This is a genomic window from Rhodococcus yunnanensis NBRC 103083 (assembly GCF_001895005.1).
GTDB lineage: Bacteria > Actinomycetota > Actinomycetes > Mycobacteriales > Mycobacteriaceae > Rhodococcoides > Rhodococcoides yunnanense.
Genome location: NZ_BCXH01000007.1, coordinates 14,770 through 38,962 on the forward strand (window position 1 = coordinate 14,770; position 24,193 = coordinate 38,962).

Sequence of the window (24,193 nt, forward strand, 5' to 3'; positions counted from 1 at the left end):
GAGTGCGGGCGGGAATCGGCCTGGTCGGTCGAGACGAAGAGCTGGTCGAGCTGAGCCGGTTTCTGCATGCGCCCGGCCAGGGTGCTCTGGCCATCCGCGGTGACGCGGGCGTCGGAAAGACCGCCTTGATCAACGATATTGTCGACCGAGCTCGGCGCGAGGACTGGCGGGTGCTGCGCGCGATCGGCGTCGAGAGCGAAAGACCGTTCACTCTCGGCGGCCTGAATCAGATGGTTGTCGGGCTGCGGCAGGAGTGGTCCGGGCTCGACCGGCACGATCAGGATGTGTTGGCGCCGGTCTTCGGAGCCGATCCGGTCCAGGCGCCGTCGCCGGTGTCGCTGGCAACGTCGCTGCTGGCTCTACTCGAGGCCGCGTCGCATGCGCGGCCGGTGCTGTTGGTGATCGACGATGTGCACTGGCTCGACGAGCTGAGCGCCACCGTTCTCTGTGTAGCCGGCAGGCGCGCCTGCGACCCGCGGGTGAGGATCATTGCCGCGTTTCGTCCACAGTACGGTGTCGAGTTCTCGACCGCCGGCTGGATCGAGCTCGATCTGGGTCCGCTGAGGTCGGCAGACGCACGGCACATCGTCGATCGAATAGCGTTGTCGCTCAGCGTCTCCACCCGGAGGACTATTCTGGACTTCGCCGCGGGCAACCCGTTGGCTCTCGAAGAGTTGCCACGCTACGCCGATCAAATCGACACGTGGACGGTGTCATTGCCCCTGACCGACCGGCTCGTGACGGTGTTCGGTGGCCGCTTCGGTCTACTCGATGCGCGGGTCCGCACCGAGCTGCTCCGCGCGGCTCTCGACGGCACCCGGGCAGACATGTCCGCCGAGGTGGGATCGCGGTACACGATGACCGATGTCGAGCAGGCCGTCGAGCAGGACCTGTTGACCGTGAGTCCGCTGGGTGACATCGTCTTTCGGCATCCACTGGTACGTGCGGCAGTCATTCATCGAGCCAGTGCAGCCGAGCGACGGGCGGCGCACGCCCACCTGGCCGAGCTGTACGCCGACTCGCTGGTGCGCCGGGCGACTCATCTCGGTGCGGCGTCGACGCTCCCTGACCAGTCCGTGGCCGACCTGTTGGAACAAGCTGCACAACTGTCGATCCGGCGAGGGGGCGCGACTGTCGCTGTCGATTGGCTCCGCCGGGCCTCCCAGCTGTGTACCGACCCGTCTCGGCGTGATGCGTTGCGCGCGGAGGCCGCATTCGTCGCGTCGCAGGCGAGCCGATTCGACGACGCACAAACGTTGACCGACAACGACGAATCGGTGGCAGCTGTCCTCACCGACGCCTACCTCGCGCTCTATCGGGACGGCGACGTGATCGGGACGCATCGGCGCGTACTTCGTGCCCTGCGTGACGCCGGCACTCTCGACGACGCCACGCTGGTGCGCTTGGTCAAGTTGCTGCTGGCCATCTCGCTGTACAGCGGGGACGCCGCATTGTGGGTCCTGACGGACGAGATCGTCGACCGTCTGTCCGACCGGCTCGATGTCGACGCGCTGCTCTATCGCGACGCGTTGGGAGATGTTGCACGACGGGGACATACGGTCGGTGCGCGCCTCTCCGCGTATCGCGACGGGCAGACCTCTCGCGAACCCTGGGACGTAGTGCACGTGAGCGTCAGCGCGTATTTCGTCGACCGCCTCGCCGACTTTCGAGCGACGGTCCAGCACTTGTTCGAACGGGACCACGACCGAGGCGCAGTCACGAACGCGATGACGATGCTGCATCTGCTGGCCCTCGACCAGATCGGGTCCGGGGACTGGGCCGCGGCGCAGCGGTCGGTACACATCGGGGTCGAGCTGGCGACTACCCACCGGAACGAGCTGTTCCGCTACCAGTTCATCGCATACGACGGCTTCCGCGCCGCGTGTGCCGGGGATGCGGTTCATGCTCGGCGGTGTGCGGCCGAGGTCGACGCATGGGCGGGGCCGCGGCGACTCGGCATGCTGCTCGGCTTCGTGCGCCGCAGTGCAGTTCTCGTTGCGCTCGCCGAGGGTGACTACGAGGAGGCCTACGTCGCCGCACTCCGCATCACGTCGGCCGGCGAGTTCCGGCCGTACTCGCATGCGGCGATCGATGTTCTGTTGGACTTCGGCGTAGCCGCTGTACATGTGCATCGACATGATTGGGCGCGGGCCCACGTTGCCGAGGCCGAGCGGTTGAAACTCCGCGACATTTCTCCACGGCTCGAGGCTGTGGTGACCGCTGTCGATGCGATGTCGGCCCCCGACTCGGAGGCAGGGGCGTTGTACGTCAAAGCTGTGGACCATCCCGGTCTACAGGATTTCCCGTTCGACCGCAACAGGATTCAGCTGTCGTACGGGATGTGGTTGCGGCGTCGACGACACACCGCAGAGGCCCGAGAGGTGTTGGCATTGGCGGCCGAAGGCTTCGACGACTTGGGTGCACCGCCATGGGCTGACCGCGCGCGGACAGAGCTGCGTGCTGCCGGAGGTGGAGTGAAACACTCGGATGCCCTGACGGCGCAGGAGCGCAAGGTCGCCGAACTCGCTTCCATGGGCCTGTCCAACAAGGAAATTGCCAGTGAGCTCTTTCTGTCACCGCGGACAGTGGGGGCTCATCTGTATCGAATCTTCCCCAAGCTCGGTGTGAAGTCTCGCGCTGGACTCGGGCAGGCATTGCGAGACGTGCCCGGGCGGTAGAACCAGAGACATCGGCGGCGCGGCCCGATGCAACTCCCATGGGCGCTCTCGGCCAAAGCATGTCAATTCAAGCCGGCAGCCACTCACGCATACAAAGGAACCGGGGACCCTTCTGACGCGCCGTTGTACCGATCCACCACTTTGTTCAGCTCGATTTGAAGGTACAGCGAGTTCAGGCCGAAGACAAAAGCCAACAACCAGGACAGAGCCGGTGAGCACGTGGGCGGCAGACCTGCCTTGATCTGCGCCTCTCGGACGAATCGACCGGTGTTGTGGTAGCTGATGAGTGGGCCGATGACCGTCCAGCCGAGCAGAAGCAGCACCAGCAACGACCCCGCGACCGGCACGGTTCTTCGCTGATCGAAGTCGCGTAGCTCACGATGGATCTTGTAATACCACACAAAGTGGTAGATGCCGAGAGTGATGAGTGGCAGGCCGATCCACACTCCGAGAGGGTTTCGACGCTTCATGGCGAGCCCGTTGGCAACGGGCTGTTCGTAGCCGGCCTGGCCTGACTCGAATTGCGACATTTGTTGGCATTCTCCTGAAATGGCAGGGACATTCGTTGCACGCGAGGCCGCATTACTCTGCTGATTCATGAGGCCAACGATGCCATCGAACGACGGATGGAGGGGTGGGCGCGCTTACGTCCAGACCCTCCTTGGTCACCCATCGTTATCCGGCCGAGCCTGTGGTCGACGAACCTGTCGGGCCTCCGATCAGAGCTGATCCGGTGTCGATCGCCGCAGGGACGAAAGAAGCTGGTCCAACCAGAATTTCCTTCGTCGCAGTGAAAAAGGATCCCGCTGAACGAGTAACTGTTGCAGTGATCAGATACTTGCCGTCGAAGGGCACCTTGACCAAAGCTCCCGGGTTCGTGGTGTTGCACCGCCCATTGGACTCGTGGATCTCGATGAATCCAAAATATCCCCGAATCGTGATTTCGGTTTTGCAGCCGATTCCAAGAAGTTTCTCACCCTGCGACCACGGTTGCACGTCCAGCCAGAACTCCGTCGGCTTCAGGAGATTTCCCTCATAGATTTCCGGCGCTATCTCCTCATAACTCCCCGTGGTGATTTCTATGAAATCGATCGGTGTCAACTCCGCTGCCGCAGGCGACGCGGATACGACTGTCAATGCGGCAGTGACTGCCGTCAGTAATGCCCCGCGAATCCAAAACGGTCTCCTCATGCGCACTCCAATCTTTCATCTTGATGTCAGGCATCCGCAACTGCTCGACACAGATCATTCAGGGTCAGTGCGATGTTCGACGTCCACCGATCGAATGAACTCCGGCCCGTATTTCTATTGTCATTCGTTCGAGGGACTGCGCTAGGGGCGGAAGCTTCGTACGATACGGATTTCATGGCAGTCCGCCGTGTCGTTTCCGTTCGAAAGGCCTCGAGGTGACGAACTCCGAAGTCTGTGTGCGGTGCGGTTCTCGGCTCGCCCTTGGCGCACCGTTCTGTGGGGTGTGTGGTGGGACAGTGTCCAACCGCGCGGTGGCACCGCCTACCGAGGCCGAGCGGGCGTCGCTCGTTCCACCGCCTCCATCGAACGATTCGATCGTTCTGGACGCACAGCTTCTTCCAGCGTCACGAGGACTTCGTCCAGTAGCCACGGTAATCGATTTCGGCGCAGTCGCGTTCGGTCCCTTCGCGTTCACCATGCTCGGGCTCGCGCTGTCCAACAGTGCTGTTGCGGTGATCGTCGGCCCGCTTTCCGCTGTGTGTGTCTGGATCTGGCTCGTGGTGTGGAATGGGGTTCGTGGTCTGTCGTTCGGCAAGGCGGCGCTTGGCTTGCGCCTCGCCGATTCAGCTACGTTCAGACCCGTCGGCGTTGGACGTTCCATCGCTCGAAGCCTGGTGTTCCTGAGTCTCCCGGGACTGTCGGCGCTGAGCACGTTCTTCGACTCTTCCGGGCTCCGCAGAGGTTGGCACGACCGCGTTGCGCGCACCGTAGTCATCGACGTGGTCAAGGGCGCGAACCCGATCGGCCCCCAGATCGTGACGACGGCATTCCGCAAGCCCGACCGTGGTGTACTCGCCGTGGCTTCCCCGGTTCCCGTAGGCCATGTGCCGCCGTCTTCTGCCCTCCCACCGCCTCCGCCCCCACCATCGGGCACTGACGCAATGAGTTCATGACATGCACCTGAAGCTGATTCTACGGCGACCGTCGGGCCAGACCGTCGACCTGTCGATGGTGGCCGACGCCACCGCGTCCGTCGGGGACGTCGCGCGCGCACTCGCCGACGGCGACCCGAGAAGTTCCATCGCGTCCAACCCTGACCTCACACTGACCGTCGAACAGTCGGCGTTCGAATCTGCCGTGGACGGACGACAGCTGGACCCAGGAGTAAACCTCGTCGATTCCGGAGTCCGGTCGGGTTCGACAGTCACCATCGGAAAATACAGCCGCAGCGCCAGTGTGAGCCGCCGCGGGCGAGCGATCGCCATGCTACGGGTGCTGTCGGGCCCCGACGCCGGACGCGAGTTCCTCCTACCGGAGGGAGCAAGCACCATCGGCTCGTCTGCCGAGTCGGACATCTCGCTGAGCGACGGCAACGTGCTGGGTTCGCATGCTCGCATTCACGTCGGCGAGAGCATCGAGATCGTCGACCACACTGCAACGGGTGCCGGCATCCACATGGGCGGCAAATGGATCGAGAGAACTTTCGTTGCTGGATCCGACGTCGTCGGGCTTGGCGACACGACTATCGCGGTTTTCCACACAGTGCGCGCGCGAACCGATTCGATCGACAGCCCGGCGATGGAATTCAATCGCTCACCGCGGGTGATCCGGCGTTTCGACGGCCGCACATTCGAGGCTCCGCAACCGCCGAAGCGTGTCGACCCCAATCGATTCCCGATCGTCTCGATGTTGGCACCGCTGTTTCTGGGTCTCGTGCTCTTCGCGGTTACACGCAATACGCTGACCGTGGTTTTCATCGCCCTGAGCCCGTTGCTGATGCTTGGCATGTACATCGACACCGCATTGCAGAACAAGCGCAAGCACCGCGACGCCATCGAACAGTTCGCAACAGGATTGCGGGCCACGGCAGCCGACATGCAGTCGGCACAAACCATCGAACGGGCCGTTCGCCTCGGCGAGACACCATCTGTCTCCGACGCCGTCGAAGCCGTACACCTGCTCGGCACGTTGCTCTGGACCCACCGGCCCGAACACGCCGGGTTTCTCACTGTTCGTATGGGATTGGGAGATGCCCCATCGCGCAGTGCGCTCGATCTGCCCAGCCGAGCCGAGTCGCTACCGGAATATTGGCAGCAGCTCGAGACCATGCGCGACGAGTTCGCCACCATCACCGATGTCCCGATCGTCGCCGATCTTCGTTCCAGCGGCTCGTTGGGAGTGTGCGGGCCGAGAGGGGTCGTCGACGGTGTGGCTCGTGGCATCGTCATCCAGTTGGTGGGACTGCATTCGCCTGCAGAACTGACGATCGCCGCTGTCGCGTCGTCCGCGACGCGACCCTCGTGGAGCTGGCTCGAGTGGCTGCCCCACAGCGGACCGACCTACAGTCCCCTGTCGGGTGATTTGTTCGCCGACTCCGCCGACGGCGGTATCTCGTTGGTAGCTCGACTGGAAGATCTTGTTCGCGACCGACTGGACGCGTCGGAAGTCCGTACCGGCCTCCGAAAGTCCTTGGACACAGAGCAAGACGGAAGACCCACGTTGAACAAGACCGACCCGATCCTGCCCGTCGTGGTGGTGGTGGTCGAGGACGACGCACCCGTCGACCGATCACGACTCACTCGGCTTGCCGAGCGCGGCCCTGATGCCAACGTCCATCTCATATGGGTAGCAACGCAGTTGACAAGCGTGCCCGCTGCCTGCAGATCGTTCCTCCTCGTCGAGACGAACACGTCAGGCTCGACGGCCGGTGAAGTGCGCGTCGGAAAGCACACTTTCCCCGTCGCCAGCGAAACCGTCGACGTGCCGGACGCTCGACAGATTGCACTTCTGCTCGCGCCTGTCATCGACGTCGGAGTGTCCGTCGAGGACGAGACCGACCTGCCGCGATCGGTCTCGTTCCTCGATCTGGACGACCCATCGATCGCGACCGACCACGACGTGCTGATCCAGCGTTGGGAGCGAAACAACTCCATCCTGAAGCGCTCGGGACCTCCACCACCACGGCGCACTTCCGACAATTCGTTACGTGCACTCGTCGGGTCACGGGGCATCGAGCCGTTTCACCTCGATCTGCGCGAGCATGGACCGCACGCTCTGGTCGGTGGTACGACAGGTTCCGGCAAGAGTGAGTTCCTCCAGGCATGGATTCTCGGGATGGCCGCTGAACACAGTCCCGACCGCGTCTCCTTCCTGTTCGTCGACTACAAGGGAGGAACGGCGTTCGCAGACTGCGTCGACCTTCCCCACTCGGTCGGACTCGTCACCGACCTCTCACCGCACCTCGTCAGGCGAGCCTTGATCTCGCTTCGGGCCGAGATCGGCTACCGCGAGCGGCTCCTCAATCGCAAACGGGAAAAGGATCTTCTCTCGCTCGAGCGTTCACACGACCCGGAGACACCACCGTCACTGTTGATCATCGTGGACGAGTTCGCGGCGTTGGCCAAGGAGATACCCGAATTCGTCGACGGCGTGGTGGACATCGCTCAACGAGGGCGTTCGCTCGGACTGCATCTGATTCTCGCTACACAACGTCCGGCCGGTGTCATCAAGGACAACCTTCGAGCCAACACCAATCTTCGTGTGGCTCTGAGGATGGCAGACGAGGACGACTCGGTTGACGTCCTCGGATCCAAGGATGCTGCCTACTTCTCCCCCGGATTGCCCGGACGCGCGACGGCGAAGGTCGGGCCTGGACGGTTGACGACTTTCCAAACCGCATACACCGGTGGATGGACGGTCGGTGCGGACACACAGACACCCATCGATATCACCGAGATGAACTTCGGTGACGGGAAACCGTGGGATGCCACGGTACAGATGATCTCGACGGACTCGCAGGACACCGACATGGTGCGCGTGGTTCGTTCGATCACACGCGCCGCCGAGCAGGCTCGCATTCCGGCTCCCCGGGTCCCCTGGCTGCCCGAACTACGCCGAACGTACGACATAGTGATTCAACCCGCCTCGGCAATCAGCGGATATTCGCTGGGCATATCCGACGATCCCGCGACGCAGAGTCAACCCGCGGTGTACTTCGATCCGGACAAGGACGGAAACCTCGCCGTGTTCGGTACCGGCGGGTCGGGTAAATCGACGGCCCTGCGCACCGTTGCCATCGCCGCCGTCCAATCCGCTGCAGAGCAAGGGCCGATCGAGATCTACGGAATCGACTTCGGGTCCGGCGGTCTTCGTATGCTCGATGAGTTGCCTGAAACCGGGGCAATCGTCGGCGATGACGACGAAATACTCGGCCGCCTGATGCGCAGACTCACCAGGCTCGTCGACGATCGCTCGGAGAACTACTCGAAGGTCAACGCCTCCAACATCGTCGAGTACCGCACGATAACGAGGCGTCTCGACGAGCCCCGAGTCTTACTGCTGGTCGACGGGATCGGCGCGTTTCGAGAAGCGTACGAGTCCTCGCCTGTGTCGCCGTGGTTCTCGATGCTCAACCAGATTGCGACCGACGGACGCGCTCTCGGCGTACACCTCGTGGTCTCGGCTGACCGTCCCAATGCGATCCCTACGTCGTTGGGATCGACGATTCAACGGCGACTGGTCCTGCGGATGGCGTCGGACGACGACTATCTGTTGTTGGGAGCACCCAAGGATGTCCTCGACCGCGTCTCACCTCCCGGTCGCGGAATTCTCGACGATCGAGAAGTGCAGATCTCCGTCATCGGCGGAGATCCCAACGTGGAAGTTCAGTTCCGTGGCCTTGCCACACTTGCCGACGTATCGAGAGCAGCAGGAGTTCGCAACACGGCGGCAGTAGAACGGCTTTCCGACGACATCGATCTCGCTGTTCTGCCGGACACTGTAGCAAATCGGCCTACGATCGGCATCGCTTACACCGACCTCGATCCCGTGGGTTTCGATCCGCGCGGACTGTTCATGGTCGCCGGCCCGCCGTTCAGCGGGCGATCGTCGGCGTTGCTCACACTTGCACGATCGGTACTGCGTGCCGAACCCGACGTACGGACTTTCTACCTGGCACCGCGCGCCGGCGGCCCTGAAGTCGAAGATGTGTGGGACTCGGTGGCCGTCGGTCTCGAATCGGTAGCAGCCCTGATCACCGAGATCATCGAACAGAGCGAGTCGAGTGGTTCACCGCGCATAATGGTCGTCGTCGAGTCTCTCTGCGAGTTCACCGATTCGATGGTTCAACTCGACCTCGAGCGCATGATCAAGTCGGTCGACGCGGCTGGTGGACTCGTCGTGGGTGAATCGGAAATTTCCACCTGGCAGAGCTCATACGCACTGGGCGGGCCCTTCCGATCCAACCGTCGAGGAATCCTTTTGTGTCCCAGCGATATCGACGGGGAAAGCTTGCTCAACACGCCGCTGGGATCTCGGCAACGTGGCGTCCAACCGCCTGGCAGAGGATTCCTTGTCGCGCAAGGCAAGGCGGTGAAATTGCAACTTGCTCGGCAGCACTGATACGCACGACACACCACACTTGAACGGAGATACAGGTGGCATTCTGGGGACAAGACATCGAGCAGGTTCAGCAGCTTTCCCGTGAACTGAACAACAAGGCAAACGAAATTCAGGGCGTGCTGACGCGACTGACCAGTCAGCTCAACGGCGTTCAGTGGAAGGGCCCGGACGCCGACCGATTCCGTTCCGAATGGCAGGGCACACACACCGCGCAGCTCAAGGCTGTCGTCAATGCACTCCAGCAGGCGTCACAGACAGCGAGTCGCAACGCACAGCAACAGCAGCAGACCAGCAGCAGCTCGTAGATCCTCGATACCGACAAGGATGAGACAATGGCCGAATACGGGGCGGATGTCCAAGAACTTCGCACGCTCGCGAAGCAGTTCTCCGACATCGCCGGCACCCTGGAGGAATCCATCCGCTCCTTGTCGGCTCGGATCTCCAATTCCTCGGCGTGGCGCGGTCCCGACGCCGATCGGTTCCGATCGCACTGGAACACCACGGGCACCGCTCGTCTCAGATCGACGAGCAATGCCATCACCGCGGCTGCCGACATTCTGCGTCGCAACGCATCCGAGCAAGAGAGCACCAGCGCCGCAGCCACAGGCAGCTCTCTTGTCTGCACCGAATCACGTGTCAGTACAAGCAGCATGTACACACGCATCCGGACCGATGCAGACAAGAACAACGACGGAATGACTGTCGACAAGGTCGTCGGGCCGGATGGCGTGGACCGATACGTGGTGTACCTCGATGGGACCGGAGGCGCAGGCGACATGTGGGACGTTCGGAATCGTCTGAGCTCGTACAGCAATGCCTACAAGATATTTGGAATCAATGATCCGTACATCACTGAGCGTATGTCGAAGATCCCATCGGGTGCCGAGGTGATGTTGGTCGGATACAGCCAAGGCGGTATCGACGCGCAGAACATCGCTGCTTCCGGACGGTTCAACGTCACGGACGTCGTAACCTTCGGCTCACCGAAGGTGCCGAATGCGGACCCCGCCTCACGGGGGGTGAACGTGCTCCAACTCGAAGCACTCTTCGATCCAGTTCCCCGTACGGATGCAGTCGCAGCCGATCCTGCTCGCATCGCCGGCAATACCTTGTTCGACGCTGCGGCAGGAGTACTCGATGCCAATCGTGGGTCGACCGAACACTTTCTCGGAGTAGGTGAGGGTCACGACCCGGGCGATATTCACGGGAATCAAGCGAGTTACGAATCGATCGGCCGACAGTTCGACAACACGTCCGACCCGAGATTCGACACAATCAGGCAAAGCATGGCGCGGTACCAGGGAACTGTCACTTCTCAAGACTGACTGCGCACGAATCATGAACCGACCCGACTGAAACGACTTGGAGCACAACGTGACCACCGGATCCGAATCCTCGACCTGGCAGGATCCCAATCCACAGGCCGGGACGCGAGACAACTCCCGCACCGTTCTCGGTGCAACCGCAGCCGCATTGTCGGTCACTGTCCTGAGCGCTCTCGCGGTGACATTGCTGGTCACGGGCGGGTCTGCCGCGTCGACTGCTGAAGTTGCACTCCAGTCCGCGGATTCGATCGGTCCCGGTCCGTTCACTCCATCGGTCGCTCTGTCCAGCCGCGCGCTGTCGGATCTCTCCAGCGACGATGTCCTCGCTCAACTCGCGGGCTCCATCTCCACGAGTTCGTCCGGAATGTCCTCCATCGCCGGTACGACCCCTGGTCTGTACGGCGGCACCGACAACGAGAGTTCCTGCGACGCCGCAGCGCTGGCCAACTATCTCGGCCAGAACCGAGCGGCATCCGAAGCGTGGGCGTCTACCTTCGGGATTTCCACCCAGGCAATTCCCTTCTTCCTCGACACGTTGACTCCCGTCGTTCTGACCACGGATATGCGCGTGACGAACTACAGCTTCGACGGTGAGGCTGCAATTCCGTTCCAGTCCGTCCTTCAAGCCGGCACAGCTGTGTTGGTCGACGCAGCCGGTGTCCCGCGTATCCGGTGCAATTGTGGAAACCCTCTCGGACCACCGGCAAGCGAACCATTGTCCGCCTACCAGGCAACCGGCGAGCGGTGGCCGTCGTACACCGAACAGGACGTGGTCGCTGTGGAGTACGCGACACAGCCCGAGACGGGTGAGCCTGTGCCCGACACTCCCAACAACGCAAAGGTCGACGAGTTCACATTGGTCGATCTCGAGTCCCTGAAGCCCCTCCTCAGGTCGGTAGGAAAGACCATCGACACATCGGCACTCGAACGACCTTCGACCCCACTCCCCGATCCCCGCGGTATGAACCTGCCCTCGGTTCCAGTGACGCAGAGCGCCGACGACACACCAGCGAAAGCCGCCGCGCCGGTCGAGCAGCAGGAGTCCGTCGCCACCCCGGACACCAAATCCCAGAACGCATCACGAGCAGCGACCACTTCCACCCCCACCGCGCCACCGCACGCCGCTGTGTCCGCACCACCGCTACCCACGCTGCCAGCGCCTGCCGCTGCGCAGCTGGAGCCCGGCGACGCCCCGACGCTGTCGCCCACACCGGATCGACCCGTGGTTCCTCTGGTGCCGAGTCCGGCAGCTGTGACTCCACAGATCTCGCCACCACCGACCGGGCTGCCGGTTGCCGAAACCGCGGTCGGCGACGCTGCTCCGGCCGTCGTGAATCTGGAGACAGTGATCACCACTAACGGGGCAGGCGTGACCGTGGGCCCGGATCACTTCCGAGTGTCCGAACGCTTCGAGCGCGACGGTGTGCACTACGCGGATACCAACTACAGGTGGACCATCACCCGACCCAAGGGAAGTGACCTCGGGTACTGCCGTGGCCATGTCACAGTGCTCGACAGTGCTGGGGTCGTACTGGTGCAACACGACGACACTGATTTCAACGCATGCCACGGCGGGGGGAACTTCGCGAGCAGCCTGGAACTGAACAAAGCGGGGACCTACACCGTGGTGGTGGACATCGAGATGGAGCGAGGTCCGACGCTCCATGCCACCAGGACGTTCGTTCTCGACCACTAGGACCGGCCGGAACCCTTGTCAGTCGCCGCGAATCAGCTGCTGCAGGATGCCCATAGCAATTTCGTTCGCGGGCCGACCTCCGGCGGGACCGTCACGCAGCGTGCACAGTACAACGATGGTGGTGTCGCTGATCGGGTCGTGGCCCATGAAGGACTGGAATCCTGGTATCGCACCGTCGTGACCGATCAACGGGCCGTAGGCCTGCCAGGCGAGACCGTAGTCACCGGGACTGGGATCGGCGGATTCCACCGTAACGCTTGCACGACGGCGGGATTGACTGTCCAGGCCCAGAAGTCCCTCGCCACGAACCAGAGCCCGACCGTAGGTCGCAATGTCCGCCGCAGTCGAGATCGCTCCCCCGGCCGCCCAGATCCACGACGGATCGAGATCTGTCACGTCGTTGGGCAGAAGTGTTCCTTTCCTTGCACTTTCGACATCGGACGAAGACAGTTTGACCGAGACTCGGGCCGACGAGTTGGTGCCGAACAGGTAGCCGTGCGGCGACGGCTCGGGCAGCGACGCGTCGCCGGGCTCGGGAAAACTTGTGTGATGCAGTCCGAGCGGTTCGAAGATTTTCTGCGTCAACACTGTTCCGATGTCGTCACCGAGAATCGATTCGACGATGGTGCCGAGCAGGACCGTGTTGGTGTTGGTGTAGCGAAACTCCTGATCGGGTGGCGAATACGGCGTCCCCGCCAATCCGATGGCGAGTAGTTCCTCCGGATCCCACACTCGACTGGGATTCGTGTCCAAGACCGTGTTGAAGTAGCTGTCCTCGGTGTAACTGTAGAGGCCGCTCCGCATGTCGAGCAGGTCCGCAATGGTGATGGCGTCGCCATTCGGAACGTCCGAGCGATACTTCGACACCACGTCGGTCAATGACAGCGCACCCGATTCGACCAATTGCAGCACGACCGTACCCACCATCGTCTTGGTGATCGATCCGACCCTGAAGTGATCTTCTACCGTGACGAGGTCTTCTCTACCGACGGTCCGCGTTCCATACGCGTTCTGCCAGGTCGCGCCCGGGGTACGCACATAGACCACCGCCCCTGGCACGGCAAGCTGACTCATGGTCGTCTGCACGACAGGGTCGACGATGGCAGTCAGGTCTGTGGCCTGCGCAACCGTCGACGATGTGGTCGCAGTCGGCGTCCCTGGACCAGAGGCGGCGTAGTCGGCACCGGCCGAACCCGCACAGCTCACCAAGAGAAGAGTTACCGCGACAAGAGCCGTTCCTCGCCGCGCATTGGATGCTTCGAATGTCGGCATCGCTCAGTATCCGATTGCCGAGAACGTGGCGTCCTTGAAGTTGGTGACGAACAACGTCGCCGCGGCGGGATCCACGGCAATCCCATGCGGGTTGGTTCCGACCGGGATGCTCGAAACCACTGTGTTGGAACGTCCGTCGACCACTGTGACCGTGTTGGATCCGTGATCTGCGATGTAGACGGAGGACGTTGTCGGATCGACTGCCACCCCGACCGGCGACACACCGGCCGGGATTGTCGACACCACCGACTTCGACACCGTGTCGATCACTGACAGCGAATTGTCGGCGTGGTTCGTAACGTACGCCCTGTTCGCCTGCGGATCGACGGCAACACCCCATGGTTCTCCACCGACCGGCACCGTCGCGACCACCGAGTGGCGTGCAGCGTCGATTACCGATACCGAACGATCGCCTGCGTTGGTGACATAGATCGAGCTCGTGTTCGGGTCGGTCGCAATGCCATACGGCTTGGCGCCCACTCGTACAGTTGCTGTCACCTGGTTTGACCGGCCGTCGATGACCGAGACCGAGCTCTCGTCGAAATTGGAGACGAAAACTGTATTCGTGGCATCGTCGACGGCAATCGCATAGGGACCGTTGCCCACTGCAACCACGGCCACGACCGCGTCGGACAGACCGTCGACGACAGTAACGGAGCGACCGTTGGCATCGCTCACATACACCGAGTCGTTCTGTGCATTGAATGCGACGCCTGCGGGTTTGCTCCCGATCGGCACGCTCGCTCGAGTCACACCGCTTCGTGTGTCCACCACCGACATGGTCCCGTTGTCGGAGTTGGTGACGTACGCAGTGTCGGTCGCCGGGTCGAGCGCTACGGCCCAGGGACTCGCTCCGACAGGTGAAGTGATGTTGCGTGGTGGAGCCTCCGACTCGCGGGACAACTCGTCCGAGCCATCCGAAGCAGACTGCGACGCATCTACGGCTGTCACGGCATCGCGCTCCGCCCAGGGTCCGAAGAGATACCACACCCCGGCCGCACTTCCTGCCAACACGATCAGAGCCAGCAGTGTTACCAACGCGATCACCGGAGCCGACCGCTTGCGTGGTGGCCGACTGCCGGGTGCCGGAGGCGGAGCGGGAACCTGCAGTGCGGACGGCAGCGGGTTGGGCTGCCGGGAGATGGGCTGCGGAGCTCTCGGGGGTGCAGACCGCGGAGCTGCCTGATGTGAACGACGCGGGTGAGGCGGAGGTGGGGGCGGGATCGGCACCCCGCCGCGGTCGTCGTTCCCGCTCACTGACGGACTCCTGCTGTGTTCCCGGCGACGTCGCGTGTCGACGAATGACGCGATCGGCCATGCCTCGACGACGGAATCGGTCGACGCGCGAACCGCTTCATCAGCGGTTGGTCCACCGCGATGTAGATCAGATGCGCCGCGGCGACCGACAGCACCAGACTGACCGCTGCCCAGAAGAGCCATCCAGCGAAGTCGTATGCATTGCCGCCGATGAACAGCCTTGTGACAACGACCATCACAGGAAACTGAATCATGTAGAACGCATACGAGATGTCACCCAGCCACACCATCGGACGGGATGAGTTCACCCCCTCGATACCGGCGAGATCTCTGGCCGCGAGCGTGGCGACCACAGCGGCGACTGGAACGACCAACAGAGCAGACATCTTGAAGTTGATGGGCACGACCCAGGTCGCCGCGAAGGCCACAGCCAGCCCAGTCAAGGGCGGTGCCAACCGGATATTCCGCCAGTAGCCTTCCAGGACCATTCGTGCGGCAAGAACCCCGACGAAGAACTCGGGTAGTCGGGACAGCGGGAAGGTGTAGCTGAGCCAGTAGGACGGCGATACCGGGATGTCGTCCTGCGCGAACCAGGCCGGCGAGGCATGGATCTCGAACATCGGCGACACATCTCCTGGAAGGAGCCTCGGGGCGAAGATGTTACCGATTCCGCGCGGGCCGTCGACGAGGAGGAAATACGACACGTGAATAGTTGCGATGACCAGGACCAACACCCCGAATGCCCACCAGAGTTGGTTGGACTTGATCCTGCTGATCAGCGGCATCGACAGCGGAAAGCAGGCGTAGAACAGGATTTCGGCGCACAGCGACCACGATGGAACGTTCAGCCCACCGACCATGGTCCACTTCGGCACCCAGGTATGCACCAGCAGAAGATTGGGAACCCACACCACCGTGCGCGACAACGGCACCGAGGCCGCTATCACGAACACCACGGCAGCAACGATGTGTGTCGGGTAGATCTTGAGCGCGCGCCGCCAATAGAACTGCGGGATGGACGATCCCGGACGAAACGCCCAGTAGATGACGAAACCGGACAGAACGAAGAAGAAGGTCACGCCTGCGGCACCGAGCTGCATGGGGACGAATCGGTGAATGGTCTCGAAGGTCGACGACTTCTGGAACGGGTACACCGGCAGGAAGACCAGGGCGTGAAGAACGAATACTGCGAACGCAGCCCACCATCGAGCACCGGTGAGCGAAGGCAGATTCCGTCGCTTCACCACTCCCGATTCGGGATTCGACACCATCGTCCGCTCAGATCGCGAGTTGGCTGCGCAGCGCGGACGCGACGACCGCATTCCCATGCGGAGTCGGGTGAATCGGAGCTCCGACGTACAGCGAGTCCACACCGGTGAATCCACCGATCCACGGGTCACTGGTGCAGCTACCGTGCCCAGCCGTCACGGCGAGAGAATCGAAGTACTCGATTCCGAGGATCCGTGCAGCTTCTCGCTGAGCGGTATCGAGTGCCGACAGATACGTGATGTACCCGGATGCGTTGGGCTGCACTGCAGTACCCCCTCCGACCTGAATGCAAGCCGTGCTCTGCCCACCGGCGAACACCTCGGGGTATCCGACCAGTACAACCCTGGCGTTCGGTGCGTAGTAGCGCACGTACTCCACGACGGTACGAACCCGATCCGCGAAGGCCTGGCCGCTCACGGCTCGATAATCCGGAAGCCGTCCCTGGTCGGCAGCATCGAGACCGCAGCCGCGAACCAGATCGAGCAAGCAATCCACCGAGGGGAACGCCCGTCCCGGCGACGCCCCCCATGTGTCGTTCCATCCGGCCTGGATGGTGACCGCTCTGGTTTCCGGTCCGAAAGCACCAACAGCTGCCGCCTTGCGCGCCTGCTGGACCAAGGTGTAGCCGTCACCGGTGTCGATGGTGCCGCCGTTGCACGACACGTCGACGAACCGGTCGGTGCCACCGAGCGCCGATTGGTCAGCGAGCTGGGCGGGCCACGATGTCGGAGGACGCACGCACCCGTCACCGCGATCTCCAAGGATAGGTGCCGTCGCGGTGAACGAATCACCCATCGTCACCAGCGTCGCACCGCCGGTGGGTGCCGCACCTGCAGTAGGAGCGGTCAGGAGCAGAGCAGACCCGGTGATTGCCAGAGCACAGGCAAGCAAGGATCGAATACGTGCAATTCTCATCGAGGCGTCGAACTTTCTGTTCACCGAACTGAAGTCGAAGTTACTTTAGACGCTTCAAGGACTATTCGGGCATCTCGAAGCCTGCTCCACGACTTGTTCATTCGAACGACGGACACCGAATCCACACCTCTCACAGGATGCTAGGTTCACCTCCATCTCGACGCGACAGTTTCGATATCGACAGGAGTACACGTTCATGGCCCTTTACCTGAGAGGCATATCGGTTGTCGCTGCAGCCGGATTGTCACTTCTGCTCACCGGATGCGGAGACGAGGAAGCCGCACCCGCGACTCCGACGACGACATCGGTGCTGCAGACTGTCACGTCGTCCACGACAGTTCCGACGACGGAGCCTCCGACTGCCGAACCATCCATCGCACCCGCACCCGCAGAGGTCACTCCCACAGCGGCCGAGTACACCGCTCCGGCTCCTGTGCCGCAGGCACCAGTACAACAAGCGCCGGTCGAACAAGAGCCCATCGAGCAGCAGCAGGTAGAGCAGGAGCCGGAGCCCGCCCAGCAGGCACCCCCGCAACTTCCCGACCCTGGTTTCGAACCTCGTCCTGGCTACTGACGTCCAGTTTCTCGGAACGGCACGACCCTCTCTCGGCTCAGACCGCGGGTCGCGCCGTTGGGCGGGGATCTACCTGGTGGTCACCACAGCGGCGTTCGCCATCTTGTCGTGGTAACCCTGGAGGTTCGGTGAATTGCTGATCGACACGATCAGTGCAATCGACAGCCCCACGGTTGCAATGCTTCCGAGTATTCCGACCGTTCCGCCGTACGTGAGTGATGTCAGCGCACCGACGATGTCCTGATCACTCCCGAGCACGATCATCGACGAGACTACCGATCCGAGGTACATCGGAAGTACGAACGCATTGCGCTTCAGTGCTCGCGCGAGATCCAACCGACCTCCGGTGAATGACCGAACCTTCAGTCCCAGAATGATTTTGCCGACCGTGGTCCCGAAAACTACTTCACCGTAGAGGAAGTACGCGATGGAGCCCAGGGCGACCACCAGACCGATTGCTCCTGACGTCGTTCGATAAGCGTCGTAATCGAACTCACTACCGAGCGCCGCCGAAGAGACCAGCCCACCGATGAACGACACAAGGGAAAGGAGGACGAAGTCGATCAACCGAGCGGCCACCCGGACACCCGTCGTTGCGAGGCGAACTCCGTCGAGAGTGTGATGGTGCTGCGGCTGTGGCGACACGTAGTACTGAGGCTGACGCACAGGTGGGGCCCCGTACATCGGGATTGCCAGCGTTGAATCGACCACCGGTGGGGCAGGAGGAGATGGAGGTGGAGGAGGCGGCCCGGCCGGTTTGCCGTAATTGGGGGGTTGGTCGAATGTCATGACTGCTCCGATGGTCGCGGACAAGCGTCATCGAAGCCTCACATGCCGATCGCCCGTACGCCATCTGCTGTTCGAATGATCTCTGCGGGACCAGTGATTACCCACGGGGCGAGGTTGAATCGGTCCATACAAATCCTTCGAACCATCGAAACATGTTCGGGTTCTGCGGATCCGGGTACCACCCTCGCGGAATTCCCTGTGGTGCCGAGATGTTGGGGATAGACAGCGACAGCAGTGTCAGCAGTACGACCAGCGCAATGATTCCGCCCGAACCACCCCGTGCGATACCGAACTCAGTTGTCCAGGGAAGAAAGAACGAGACGAAGAGCAGAATCCCGGCGACGCCGTCGCGCACATAGTCTCCGACAGGAATGTCGGTGAAGGCCGATCGCGTCGTCGGCCGAATCGACTGCGGCGGTATCGGCGGAGCGACGGGGTTGCCAGGTGGCGGATAGAAAGCTGCTGGCTGAGGCGCACCGTTCGACGTCGGTTGACCGTACTGATAGGGGTTTCTCCGGGCACGCGCCGAACTCCTCGCGAGGATGTGGACAGTGGGCTGAATTATCCGGTAGCGATGGCGCGCTGAACAGTCGTTCGAACAACCGCCGATAGGTGTCCCGTCAGCGTCGATACTTGGTAGTGCCGGACGATCCTCGGCTGTTGCTCACGATCTTGGCGTAACACTGATCGACTGCGATCTGCCTGGAGTCGCACCATCCGTTGGCGGCATCGGCGTCGGCGAAAGTGAGACCCGCGACGGTGATCCACCAACCGCGCAAATCGAATGTCCGCCATTCATCGCTCCACAGCAATCTCACTTCCGGGTACATCAGCCGCAGTTGCAAGTGCTGTCTGAGAATCTGTTCCGCAGTCCAGTGCACGGGCGCGCCGTTGATGTCGGCGGCATCCAAACCTACCCGCTTCGACGAAATCTGTGCGACCCACCGGTCGGCGAGATCGCCTGTCACGAATGGGAAATCCGCGTTGGCTTGCGCGCGCAATGCGTCGAGACTTGTGGTTTCCACATCGGCCGTCGTCGGCGCCGCACTGCGCACCGCCTTGATCGGAGAATTGGTGCGGCTCTCCGACGGAGCGCCGGACGTCAAACTTTCGTCGCTCGTCCCCTCGTCATCACATTCGACGAGCTGGGTGCCCGACGCTGTGGAGTCCGTCAGACTCGACGACGATCCGAGACTGTTGGGCAGGCGCCAGAAACTGTCGAGTTCGTAGAGAAATTCGCGTTCGATCGTGTTCGTCAGATTCGCCGAACCGTTTGAATTCGTTCGATCTGTCCGCGGAAGGTAGACCGGGTCGTCCGAGAAGTCGAAGACAGCCGAAGCCACGCTTGCTCCGCTGTCGGTAATGGACACACGCATCGCGTCGGTCGAGACGATGTCACCGCCGGGGCACGACGCCTTCATCTCCATCTTCACGACGAGACCGGCTGCCTCGGTGCGATATTCGACGGGCGTAAGTGTCGGTGCCTTTCCGCACTTGGTGACGAAATTGTCGCCGTCGTCGTTCTCGTTCGCGGCAGACAACCTGCCTGGTGCACCGGCAGGACCCCCGGTCGGCGGGTAGTAAGTCAGCGCATCGTTGGTGATGTTCGCGAGTCCGACGTTGGCTGTGCCCCACGACCACCTGCTGCTGTCCGAGGTCAGCGACCAACTCGTCGATCCATCGGTGAGATCGACCGCGACGAGTTCGGATTCCGATACGAGCATCACCTTCTCGCCATCCGATCCGGCGAAGGAGAAGTAGTCTCCGACGTCAGTGGACCAAAGTTGCTCTCCGTTGTCGAGGCGATAAGCAGAGAGCGTATCGGTCTCGACGCCGAGGACGACGTCGCCGATGACCTTCTGGAGCGAGAAGGACTGTCCACCCTCGACAGACCACAACTGGGTGCCGTTCTCGATGTCGTACGCCCCGTTCGAGCCGATGTACGGGCGATTGTCCGACTCGGAGACCAGCCACGGTTCTGCGGGCAAATCCTGCTCCACACGGAACTTTTCATTGCCTCTTGTGTCGGCGACGATCGTCGTGTATCCACCACTGGGCTGCGGTATCGCACAGTGCGAACCTGCGAATCCCTGACCCGGAAGCGCGACGAAGTTTCCCAGATCAGGTCCCGACAACAATCGGCCATCGGAAGCGCTCAGTACGTAGTCTCGAGCACTCTGGAAGTGAACGATTCCGTCCACCACCTCGAAGATGTGGGAGTCACCGGACCCCACGCACTCGCTGTCCCACAATTCGTCCGTCGACCATTGAGCCTCGAGATCCCTTGAGTTACCTCGGCTGAATGTGTACCCGCCCCGCTGCAGTCCGTCGACCGTGAAGACCGATCCATCGGAGACTTCCACCATCGAGGCAGTCGGTCGGTCGATCTCCCATTCGATCTCCCCTGTATCGAGATCGAAGAATTGAACTCTCGCGGTGGACTCGGTGGTGTTGCGCTGTCTCACCACACACGGAAGTGTTCCGTCGATTGCCTGCGTCGCACAGGAGATGGTGCCGTCGACCGGAGTAGCCCACTTCACGGCACCGGTCACCGCATCGACGGCCACTACCTCGGTCTGCTGCCCCGGGCCGGTACCGATCGTCGTCATCAAGGTAGAGCCGAGATCGGTGAATGCTGCCGTGCCGTAGCTCGCGGCCAATGAGTCCGGCCACATGAAGATGCCGCCAGGCAGTATGTCTTCGGCAACAAGCGTCCACCCTTGTTGCGGCTGAGTGGGATACGTGTTTGCCAGTTGCCCGGCGACCGGCACGTCCTCATCGGAGGATCTCAGAAGGTCCACGGCGGTCAGTCCGCCGGCGACCAGAGCGCCGACAACTGCTACCGACACCGCCGCGACGATCCATGCACGACGACCAGACCCCGTCCCGGGTGCGGACGTGCCAGGAGGCGGCGGCTGGTTGTATGGCGGCGGCGGGGGCGGCGGTGGCGGGGGCGGCGGTGGCGGCAGACTCATGATCAAGAGCTCGTTCTGTCGGTTCGAGAGACCACGTTCATTCTTCGGTGAGACACAGGACGACGGTGGGATTGCTGGTGCTCACCCAGTCGTAGGAACACGACGATGTGCTGGTGGTGCGACTTGTCACTCGGTGCGTTGCGCTGCTGGATCCGCAGGACGCTTCACCGACGGTTACCGAACTCGTCCCGTCGCCGTTGGTCGCGCCCAGTACTCGCGTGATGCAGTCCCCTACCGATGCATTCTCGATGACCTCGGCTGTGGTCGACGCGTTGTAGTACGCAGTGGTCGTAGTCGCGTACGTCGAATACGACTGCGATGAGTAGTAATCCGATGAGTAGTCGTCGGAGTCGTAGCCGTCGAACGCACTGGCAACCGCACCGGCCAACGCGAGAAGCCACACAATCGACAGCACCCAAATGGAGGTGAAGATGTAACCGATGATGCAGCCGGCCAGAGCAAGACCGCGCCCCTGCTCCCCGGTCCGTTTGATCCGCGACAGCGAGATGTGCCCCAGAATGATGCCGAGCGGGGCCAGCACGATCGCACCGATCAACGCGGCGATCGCAAGACCGTTGGTGGCCGGTGGCTGCTGGTACCCGTATGTCTGCTGCCCGTTCCAGTACGGCTGTCCCGGCGGCGGTTGCTGTGGGGGTGGCGGAGCGGGAGGGGGCGGCGGCGGAATGCTCACCGCGAAGTCCGTCCATTGCACATGTCGGAAATGTACGGCGATGGAGGCGGTTACGGCAGTCGTTCGTTCGGATGACTACGACCACCGATCCAATGCGCGGCGAACCGACAGTCAGGCAGACCGTGGAGCGGGCACGGCGTTCCTACGCGACATTCAACTTGGTACAAATCGGCAGCACATCTGGGCGGCTCGCGAGCAGGGCACTACCTTGGCTATAGCTCCGCGCTGCTGCCGCAACTCCTCGAGTCCCACAGTATCCATACCGACCGGTAGCACCTTTGCCCCGCCGGGCTCTGTCTGCGTGTGCGCGCGTTGTCAGACCGCCGTGCTGATCGAGGCCAAACGCTCAGCGGCAGATTCTGTTCCGAGTTCGAACCGCATTTTCGGATTGTGCAGGTAGAACGCGATCCACGATTGCAAGACGACGGGGTGGACGTCGAAACGTCGACAGTCGAGGTCGATCGTGAAGGTCGGCATCTTCTCGATTCGCCAGAAGCGTGTTGTGTTCCTTCCATGCCCCGAGAGGACGATCTGCGGTTTCAACACCACGCATTGGTACACGACCGGACGCCAGTAATTGAACCGATTCTTGAACTCGCGGTCCTCGATCTCCACGCTGTGGATAGTCTCCCACCTCGCTGCCTTTTCGAAAGACCAACCGCGGTGACGAACTCCGTCGGCATCGAGTTCAACCACGCCGTTACGGACCGAACGCAACGCCAACGACACGTAGAACGTGAGCAACAGTGGGACCGAGATGACAAAGACGAATCCGGAGAAGACGGTGAACGACGCCACGATGACGCTCAACCACAGGAGTCCCCACCGCTCGTAGCGAACGGTGGAGTCACGGACTCGGTCGAGTACAGCAGGTCCGGATCTCGACGAGACCTGATTGAACCACGGATTGATTGCCAACGTGACGGCGCAGAGGGCCATCGACAAGGCCATCCCAGCTTCCCTCCACCTGTTCTCGAACAGCATCGGGAGTGCGATGTAGACGAGGCCCGCAGCGATCACGACTCCGACGCCACTGCCCGCCACCAACCCGACGTGCGATTTACGTAGCGCAACAAAGGGTTCGGCAGTCGACTCAGAAGAGGACATCCCACGCTCCCGTCGCGAGGTCACCGATCGATGCCCCGGTGTCGTACACCGCGTCCCAACCGTCGACGACGGCATCACCCGCACTACCAATGCCTTCCTCGTAGAGCGTGTCGACTGCACCGGAGGTGAATACGCCGACAGCCGCCCCACCCACCGCGCCGACGACCGTACCGAGAACCGGTGCAGGGATCAGGGTTCCGATTGCCGCTCCGGCAGCGACAGAGGCAGCAAAGCTCGCCCCGCCGGAGACGATGGCCTGACCAGCTGGTTTTCCGTTGTAGATATCCCACGCGACGCCGGCGACCGCCAAACCGCCTCCAACACGTGCCGATACGCGTTCCGCCTTCGAGGCCAGGTCCTGTGCAGTCTCGGCGACATCGACCGCTCTGGCCGCGCTGGTGCTTGCGTAGTCCAATTCGCGATAGACCACGGAGGCCGTTGTCCCCTCAGGGGCGTTCATGGCGAGATCGATGTATCTACGCGATTGCGAAACCAGCCATGCCGACTTGTCGTTCAACGCCCACACCTTAAGGTCGATGGCCGAATTCGCAGTGGCATCGATGATTTCGGTTGCAACGAAGAACCAATCGACGATCGGGTTCGTCCAGACTCCCGCCAATGCCTCGGCCGATTCACGTTCGACAGTCCGTGCCGCGGACGCGGCGTCGAGGGCGGATCCGTAGGCGAGCGCCCGATCGCCCGATGATGGTTCTTCGATGACATCGCCGACGACGAACAACCCAGCCGCGGTCGCCTCTTCTCGCGCACCTGCCATCATGTCCAATGCCCTCTGTAGCCCGTCCGCGAAGTCGTCGACCTTTCGAGCGTGATCTCGAGCGGCCGCAGACACCTTCACTGCACCCTCTGCGCCTGCGGTCACCTTCGGGATCGCTACGTTGGAAGCAGGCCCGTCCCAGGCTCCGTCGATTCTGTTTCGCACGGCGAACACCGTGTCTGCTGAATCCTCCACGGCGAGAGCGAGCCCGGCGCGTAGCCAACGGGCAACCTGGCGGACGGATTCAGGATCACCGCCGATGTGAGTATCGATGCTCAT

General features: G+C 62.2%; 20 protein-coding genes. 8 read left to right on the plus strand and 12 right to left on the minus strand.

What is annotated here, in order from left to right; translation table 11 throughout:
- Positions 1–2: 2 nt before the first annotated feature.
- On the plus strand, positions 3–2,678 hold the full coding sequence (locus RY1_RS13290; protein WP_084727396.1) for a helix-turn-helix transcriptional regulator: 2,676 nt from the start codon (positions 3–5) through the stop codon (positions 2,676–2,678).
- Between the two features lie 83 nt (positions 2,679–2,761).
- Here the strand turns inward: RY1_RS13290 and RY1_RS13295 are convergent, their stop codons facing one another.
- Both RY1_RS13295 and RY1_RS13300 read right to left on the minus strand, forming a co-directional pair.
- Positions 2,762–3,208, minus strand: coding sequence for a DUF4234 domain-containing protein (locus RY1_RS13295; RefSeq protein WP_072804063.1), 447 nt, complete (start codon positions 3,206–3,208; stop codon positions 2,762–2,764).
- Positions 3,209–3,353: 145 nt separating this feature from the next.
- Positions 3,354–3,869, minus strand: coding sequence for a hypothetical protein (locus RY1_RS13300; RefSeq protein WP_139279827.1), 516 nt, complete (start codon positions 3,867–3,869; stop codon positions 3,354–3,356).
- 296 nt (positions 3,870–4,165) lie between these two features.
- Between RY1_RS13300 and RY1_RS13305 the strand changes: the two genes are divergently transcribed.
- The 5 genes from RY1_RS13305 to RY1_RS13325 are packed head-to-tail and all read left to right on the plus strand — an operon-like array spanning position 4,166 to position 12,290.
- On the plus strand, positions 4,166–4,822 hold the full coding sequence (locus tag RY1_RS13305; RefSeq protein ID WP_072804065.1) for an RDD family protein: 657 nt from the start codon (positions 4,166–4,168) through the stop codon (positions 4,820–4,822).
- A 1-nt stretch (position 4,823) separates the two neighbouring features.
- Positions 4,824–9,269, plus strand: coding sequence for a type VII secretion EssC family protein (locus RY1_RS13310; protein ID WP_072804066.1), 4,446 nt, complete (start codon positions 4,824–4,826; stop codon positions 9,267–9,269).
- A 35-nt stretch (positions 9,270–9,304) separates the two neighbouring features.
- Positions 9,305–9,574, plus strand: a complete 270-nt coding sequence (locus tag RY1_RS13315; protein ID WP_072804067.1) for a WXG100 family type VII secretion target — start codon at positions 9,305–9,307, stop codon at positions 9,572–9,574.
- 27 nt (positions 9,575–9,601) lie between these two features.
- Entirely contained in the window at positions 9,602–10,594 is a 993-nt protein-coding gene (locus tag RY1_RS13320) for a WXG100 family type VII secretion target (protein WP_072804068.1), read from the plus strand.
- 49 nt (positions 10,595–10,643) lie between these two features.
- The gene (locus tag RY1_RS13325) at positions 10,644–12,290 is read left to right on the plus strand and encodes a DUF6777 domain-containing protein (RefSeq protein WP_139279828.1); all 1,647 of its coding nucleotides are present in this window, start codon (positions 10,644–10,646) and stop codon (positions 12,288–12,290) included.
- Between the two features lie 18 nt (positions 12,291–12,308).
- Here RY1_RS13325 and RY1_RS13330 read toward each other — a convergent pair whose 3' ends face one another.
- The 4 genes from RY1_RS13330 to RY1_RS13345 are packed head-to-tail and all read right to left on the minus strand — an operon-like array spanning position 12,309 to position 16,883.
- The gene (locus tag RY1_RS13330; RefSeq protein ID WP_072804070.1) at positions 12,309–13,562 is read right to left on the minus strand and encodes a serine hydrolase domain-containing protein; all 1,254 of its coding nucleotides are present in this window, start codon (positions 13,560–13,562) and stop codon (positions 12,309–12,311) included.
- Positions 13,563–13,565: 3 nt separating this feature from the next.
- The gene (locus tag RY1_RS13335) at positions 13,566–14,819 is read right to left on the minus strand and encodes a YVTN family beta-propeller repeat protein (protein ID WP_169914689.1); all 1,254 of its coding nucleotides are present in this window, start codon (positions 14,817–14,819) and stop codon (positions 13,566–13,568) included.
- The gene (locus RY1_RS13340) at positions 14,816–16,063 is read right to left on the minus strand and encodes an acyltransferase family protein (RefSeq protein ID WP_245819641.1); all 1,248 of its coding nucleotides are present in this window, start codon (positions 16,061–16,063) and stop codon (positions 14,816–14,818) included. The genes RY1_RS13335 and RY1_RS13340 overlap by 4 nt, the downstream gene beginning before the upstream one ends.
- Positions 16,064–16,097: 34 nt before the next feature.
- Positions 16,098–16,883: an SGNH/GDSL hydrolase family protein gene (locus RY1_RS13345; protein ID WP_371829474.1), complete on the minus strand. Its 786-nt coding sequence runs from the start codon at positions 16,881–16,883 to the stop codon at positions 16,098–16,100.
- Here RY1_RS13345 and RY1_RS30590 point away from each other — a divergent pair.
- Together RY1_RS30590 and RY1_RS13350 are read left to right on the plus strand one after the other, a co-directional pair.
- Complete coding sequence (locus RY1_RS30590) at positions 16,867–17,052, plus strand: hypothetical protein (protein ID WP_245819643.1); 186 nt, start codon at positions 16,867–16,869, stop codon at positions 17,050–17,052. The genes RY1_RS13345 and RY1_RS30590 overlap by 17 nt on opposite strands.
- A 147-nt stretch (positions 17,053–17,199) precedes the next feature.
- Positions 17,200–17,577, plus strand: a complete 378-nt coding sequence (locus RY1_RS13350) for a hypothetical protein (RefSeq protein ID WP_072804073.1) — start codon at positions 17,200–17,202, stop codon at positions 17,575–17,577.
- A gap of 69 nt (positions 17,578–17,646) precedes the next feature.
- On the opposite strand, the gene RY1_RS13355 is transcribed toward RY1_RS13350, so the two are convergent.
- From RY1_RS13355 to RY1_RS13380, 6 genes are all read right to left on the minus strand, one after another.
- Positions 17,647–18,243, minus strand: a complete 597-nt coding sequence (locus RY1_RS13355; RefSeq protein WP_169914693.1) for an RDD family protein — start codon at positions 18,241–18,243, stop codon at positions 17,647–17,649.
- 220 nt (positions 18,244–18,463) lie between these two features.
- On the minus strand, positions 18,464–18,721 hold the full coding sequence (locus tag RY1_RS31000; protein WP_072804075.1) for a DUF7937 domain-containing protein: 258 nt from the start codon (positions 18,719–18,721) through the stop codon (positions 18,464–18,466).
- A 265-nt stretch (positions 18,722–18,986) separates the two neighbouring features.
- Positions 18,987–21,215, minus strand: coding sequence for an outer membrane protein assembly factor BamB family protein (locus RY1_RS13365; RefSeq protein WP_245819644.1), 2,229 nt, complete (start codon positions 21,213–21,215; stop codon positions 18,987–18,989).
- A 163-nt stretch (positions 21,216–21,378) separates the two neighbouring features.
- A complete protein-coding gene (locus RY1_RS13370; protein ID WP_072804260.1) occupies positions 21,379–22,032 on the minus strand; it encodes a DUF4190 domain-containing protein in 654 nt (217 codons plus the stop codon).
- A 315-nt stretch (positions 22,033–22,347) separates the two neighbouring features.
- On the minus strand, positions 22,348–23,139 hold the full coding sequence (locus RY1_RS13375; protein WP_245819645.1) for a hypothetical protein: 792 nt from the start codon (positions 23,137–23,139) through the stop codon (positions 22,348–22,350).
- Positions 23,126–24,193, minus strand: coding sequence for a hypothetical protein (locus tag RY1_RS13380; RefSeq protein ID WP_072804077.1), 1,068 nt, complete (start codon positions 24,191–24,193; stop codon positions 23,126–23,128). The genes RY1_RS13375 and RY1_RS13380 overlap by 14 nt, the downstream gene beginning before the upstream one ends.

Bases quoted from the DNA above. Each gene is read 5' to 3' on its own strand.
- RY1_RS13295 (WP_072804063.1), bottom strand. From the start codon at position 3,208: ATGTCGCAATTCGAGTCAGGCCAGGCCGGCTACGAACAGCCCGTTGCC.
- RY1_RS13300 (WP_139279827.1), bottom strand. From the start codon at position 3,869: ATGAGGAGACCGTTTTGGATTCGCGGGGCATTACTGACGGCAGTCACT.
- RY1_RS13310 (WP_072804066.1), top strand. From the start codon at position 4,824: ATGCACCTGAAGCTGATTCTACGGCGACCGTCGGGCCAGACCGTCGAC.
- RY1_RS13320 (WP_072804068.1), top strand. From the start codon at position 9,602: ATGGCCGAATACGGGGCGGATGTCCAAGAACTTCGCACGCTCGCGAAG.
- RY1_RS13330 (WP_072804070.1), bottom strand. From the start codon at position 13,562: ATGCCGACATTCGAAGCATCCAATGCGCGGCGAGGAACGGCTCTTGTC.
- RY1_RS13345 (WP_371829474.1), bottom strand. From the start codon at position 16,883: ATGGGTGATTCGTTCACCGCGACGGCACCTATCCTTGGAGATCGCGGT.
- RY1_RS13350 (WP_072804073.1), top strand. From the start codon at position 17,200: ATGGCCCTTTACCTGAGAGGCATATCGGTTGTCGCTGCAGCCGGATTG.
- RY1_RS13375 (WP_245819645.1), bottom strand. From the start codon at position 23,139: ATGTCCTCTTCTGAGTCGACTGCCGAACCCTTTGTTGCGCTACGTAAA.
- RY1_RS13380 (WP_072804077.1), bottom strand. From the start codon at position 24,193: ATGAGCATCGATACTCACATCGGCGGTGATCCTGAATCCGTCCGCCAG.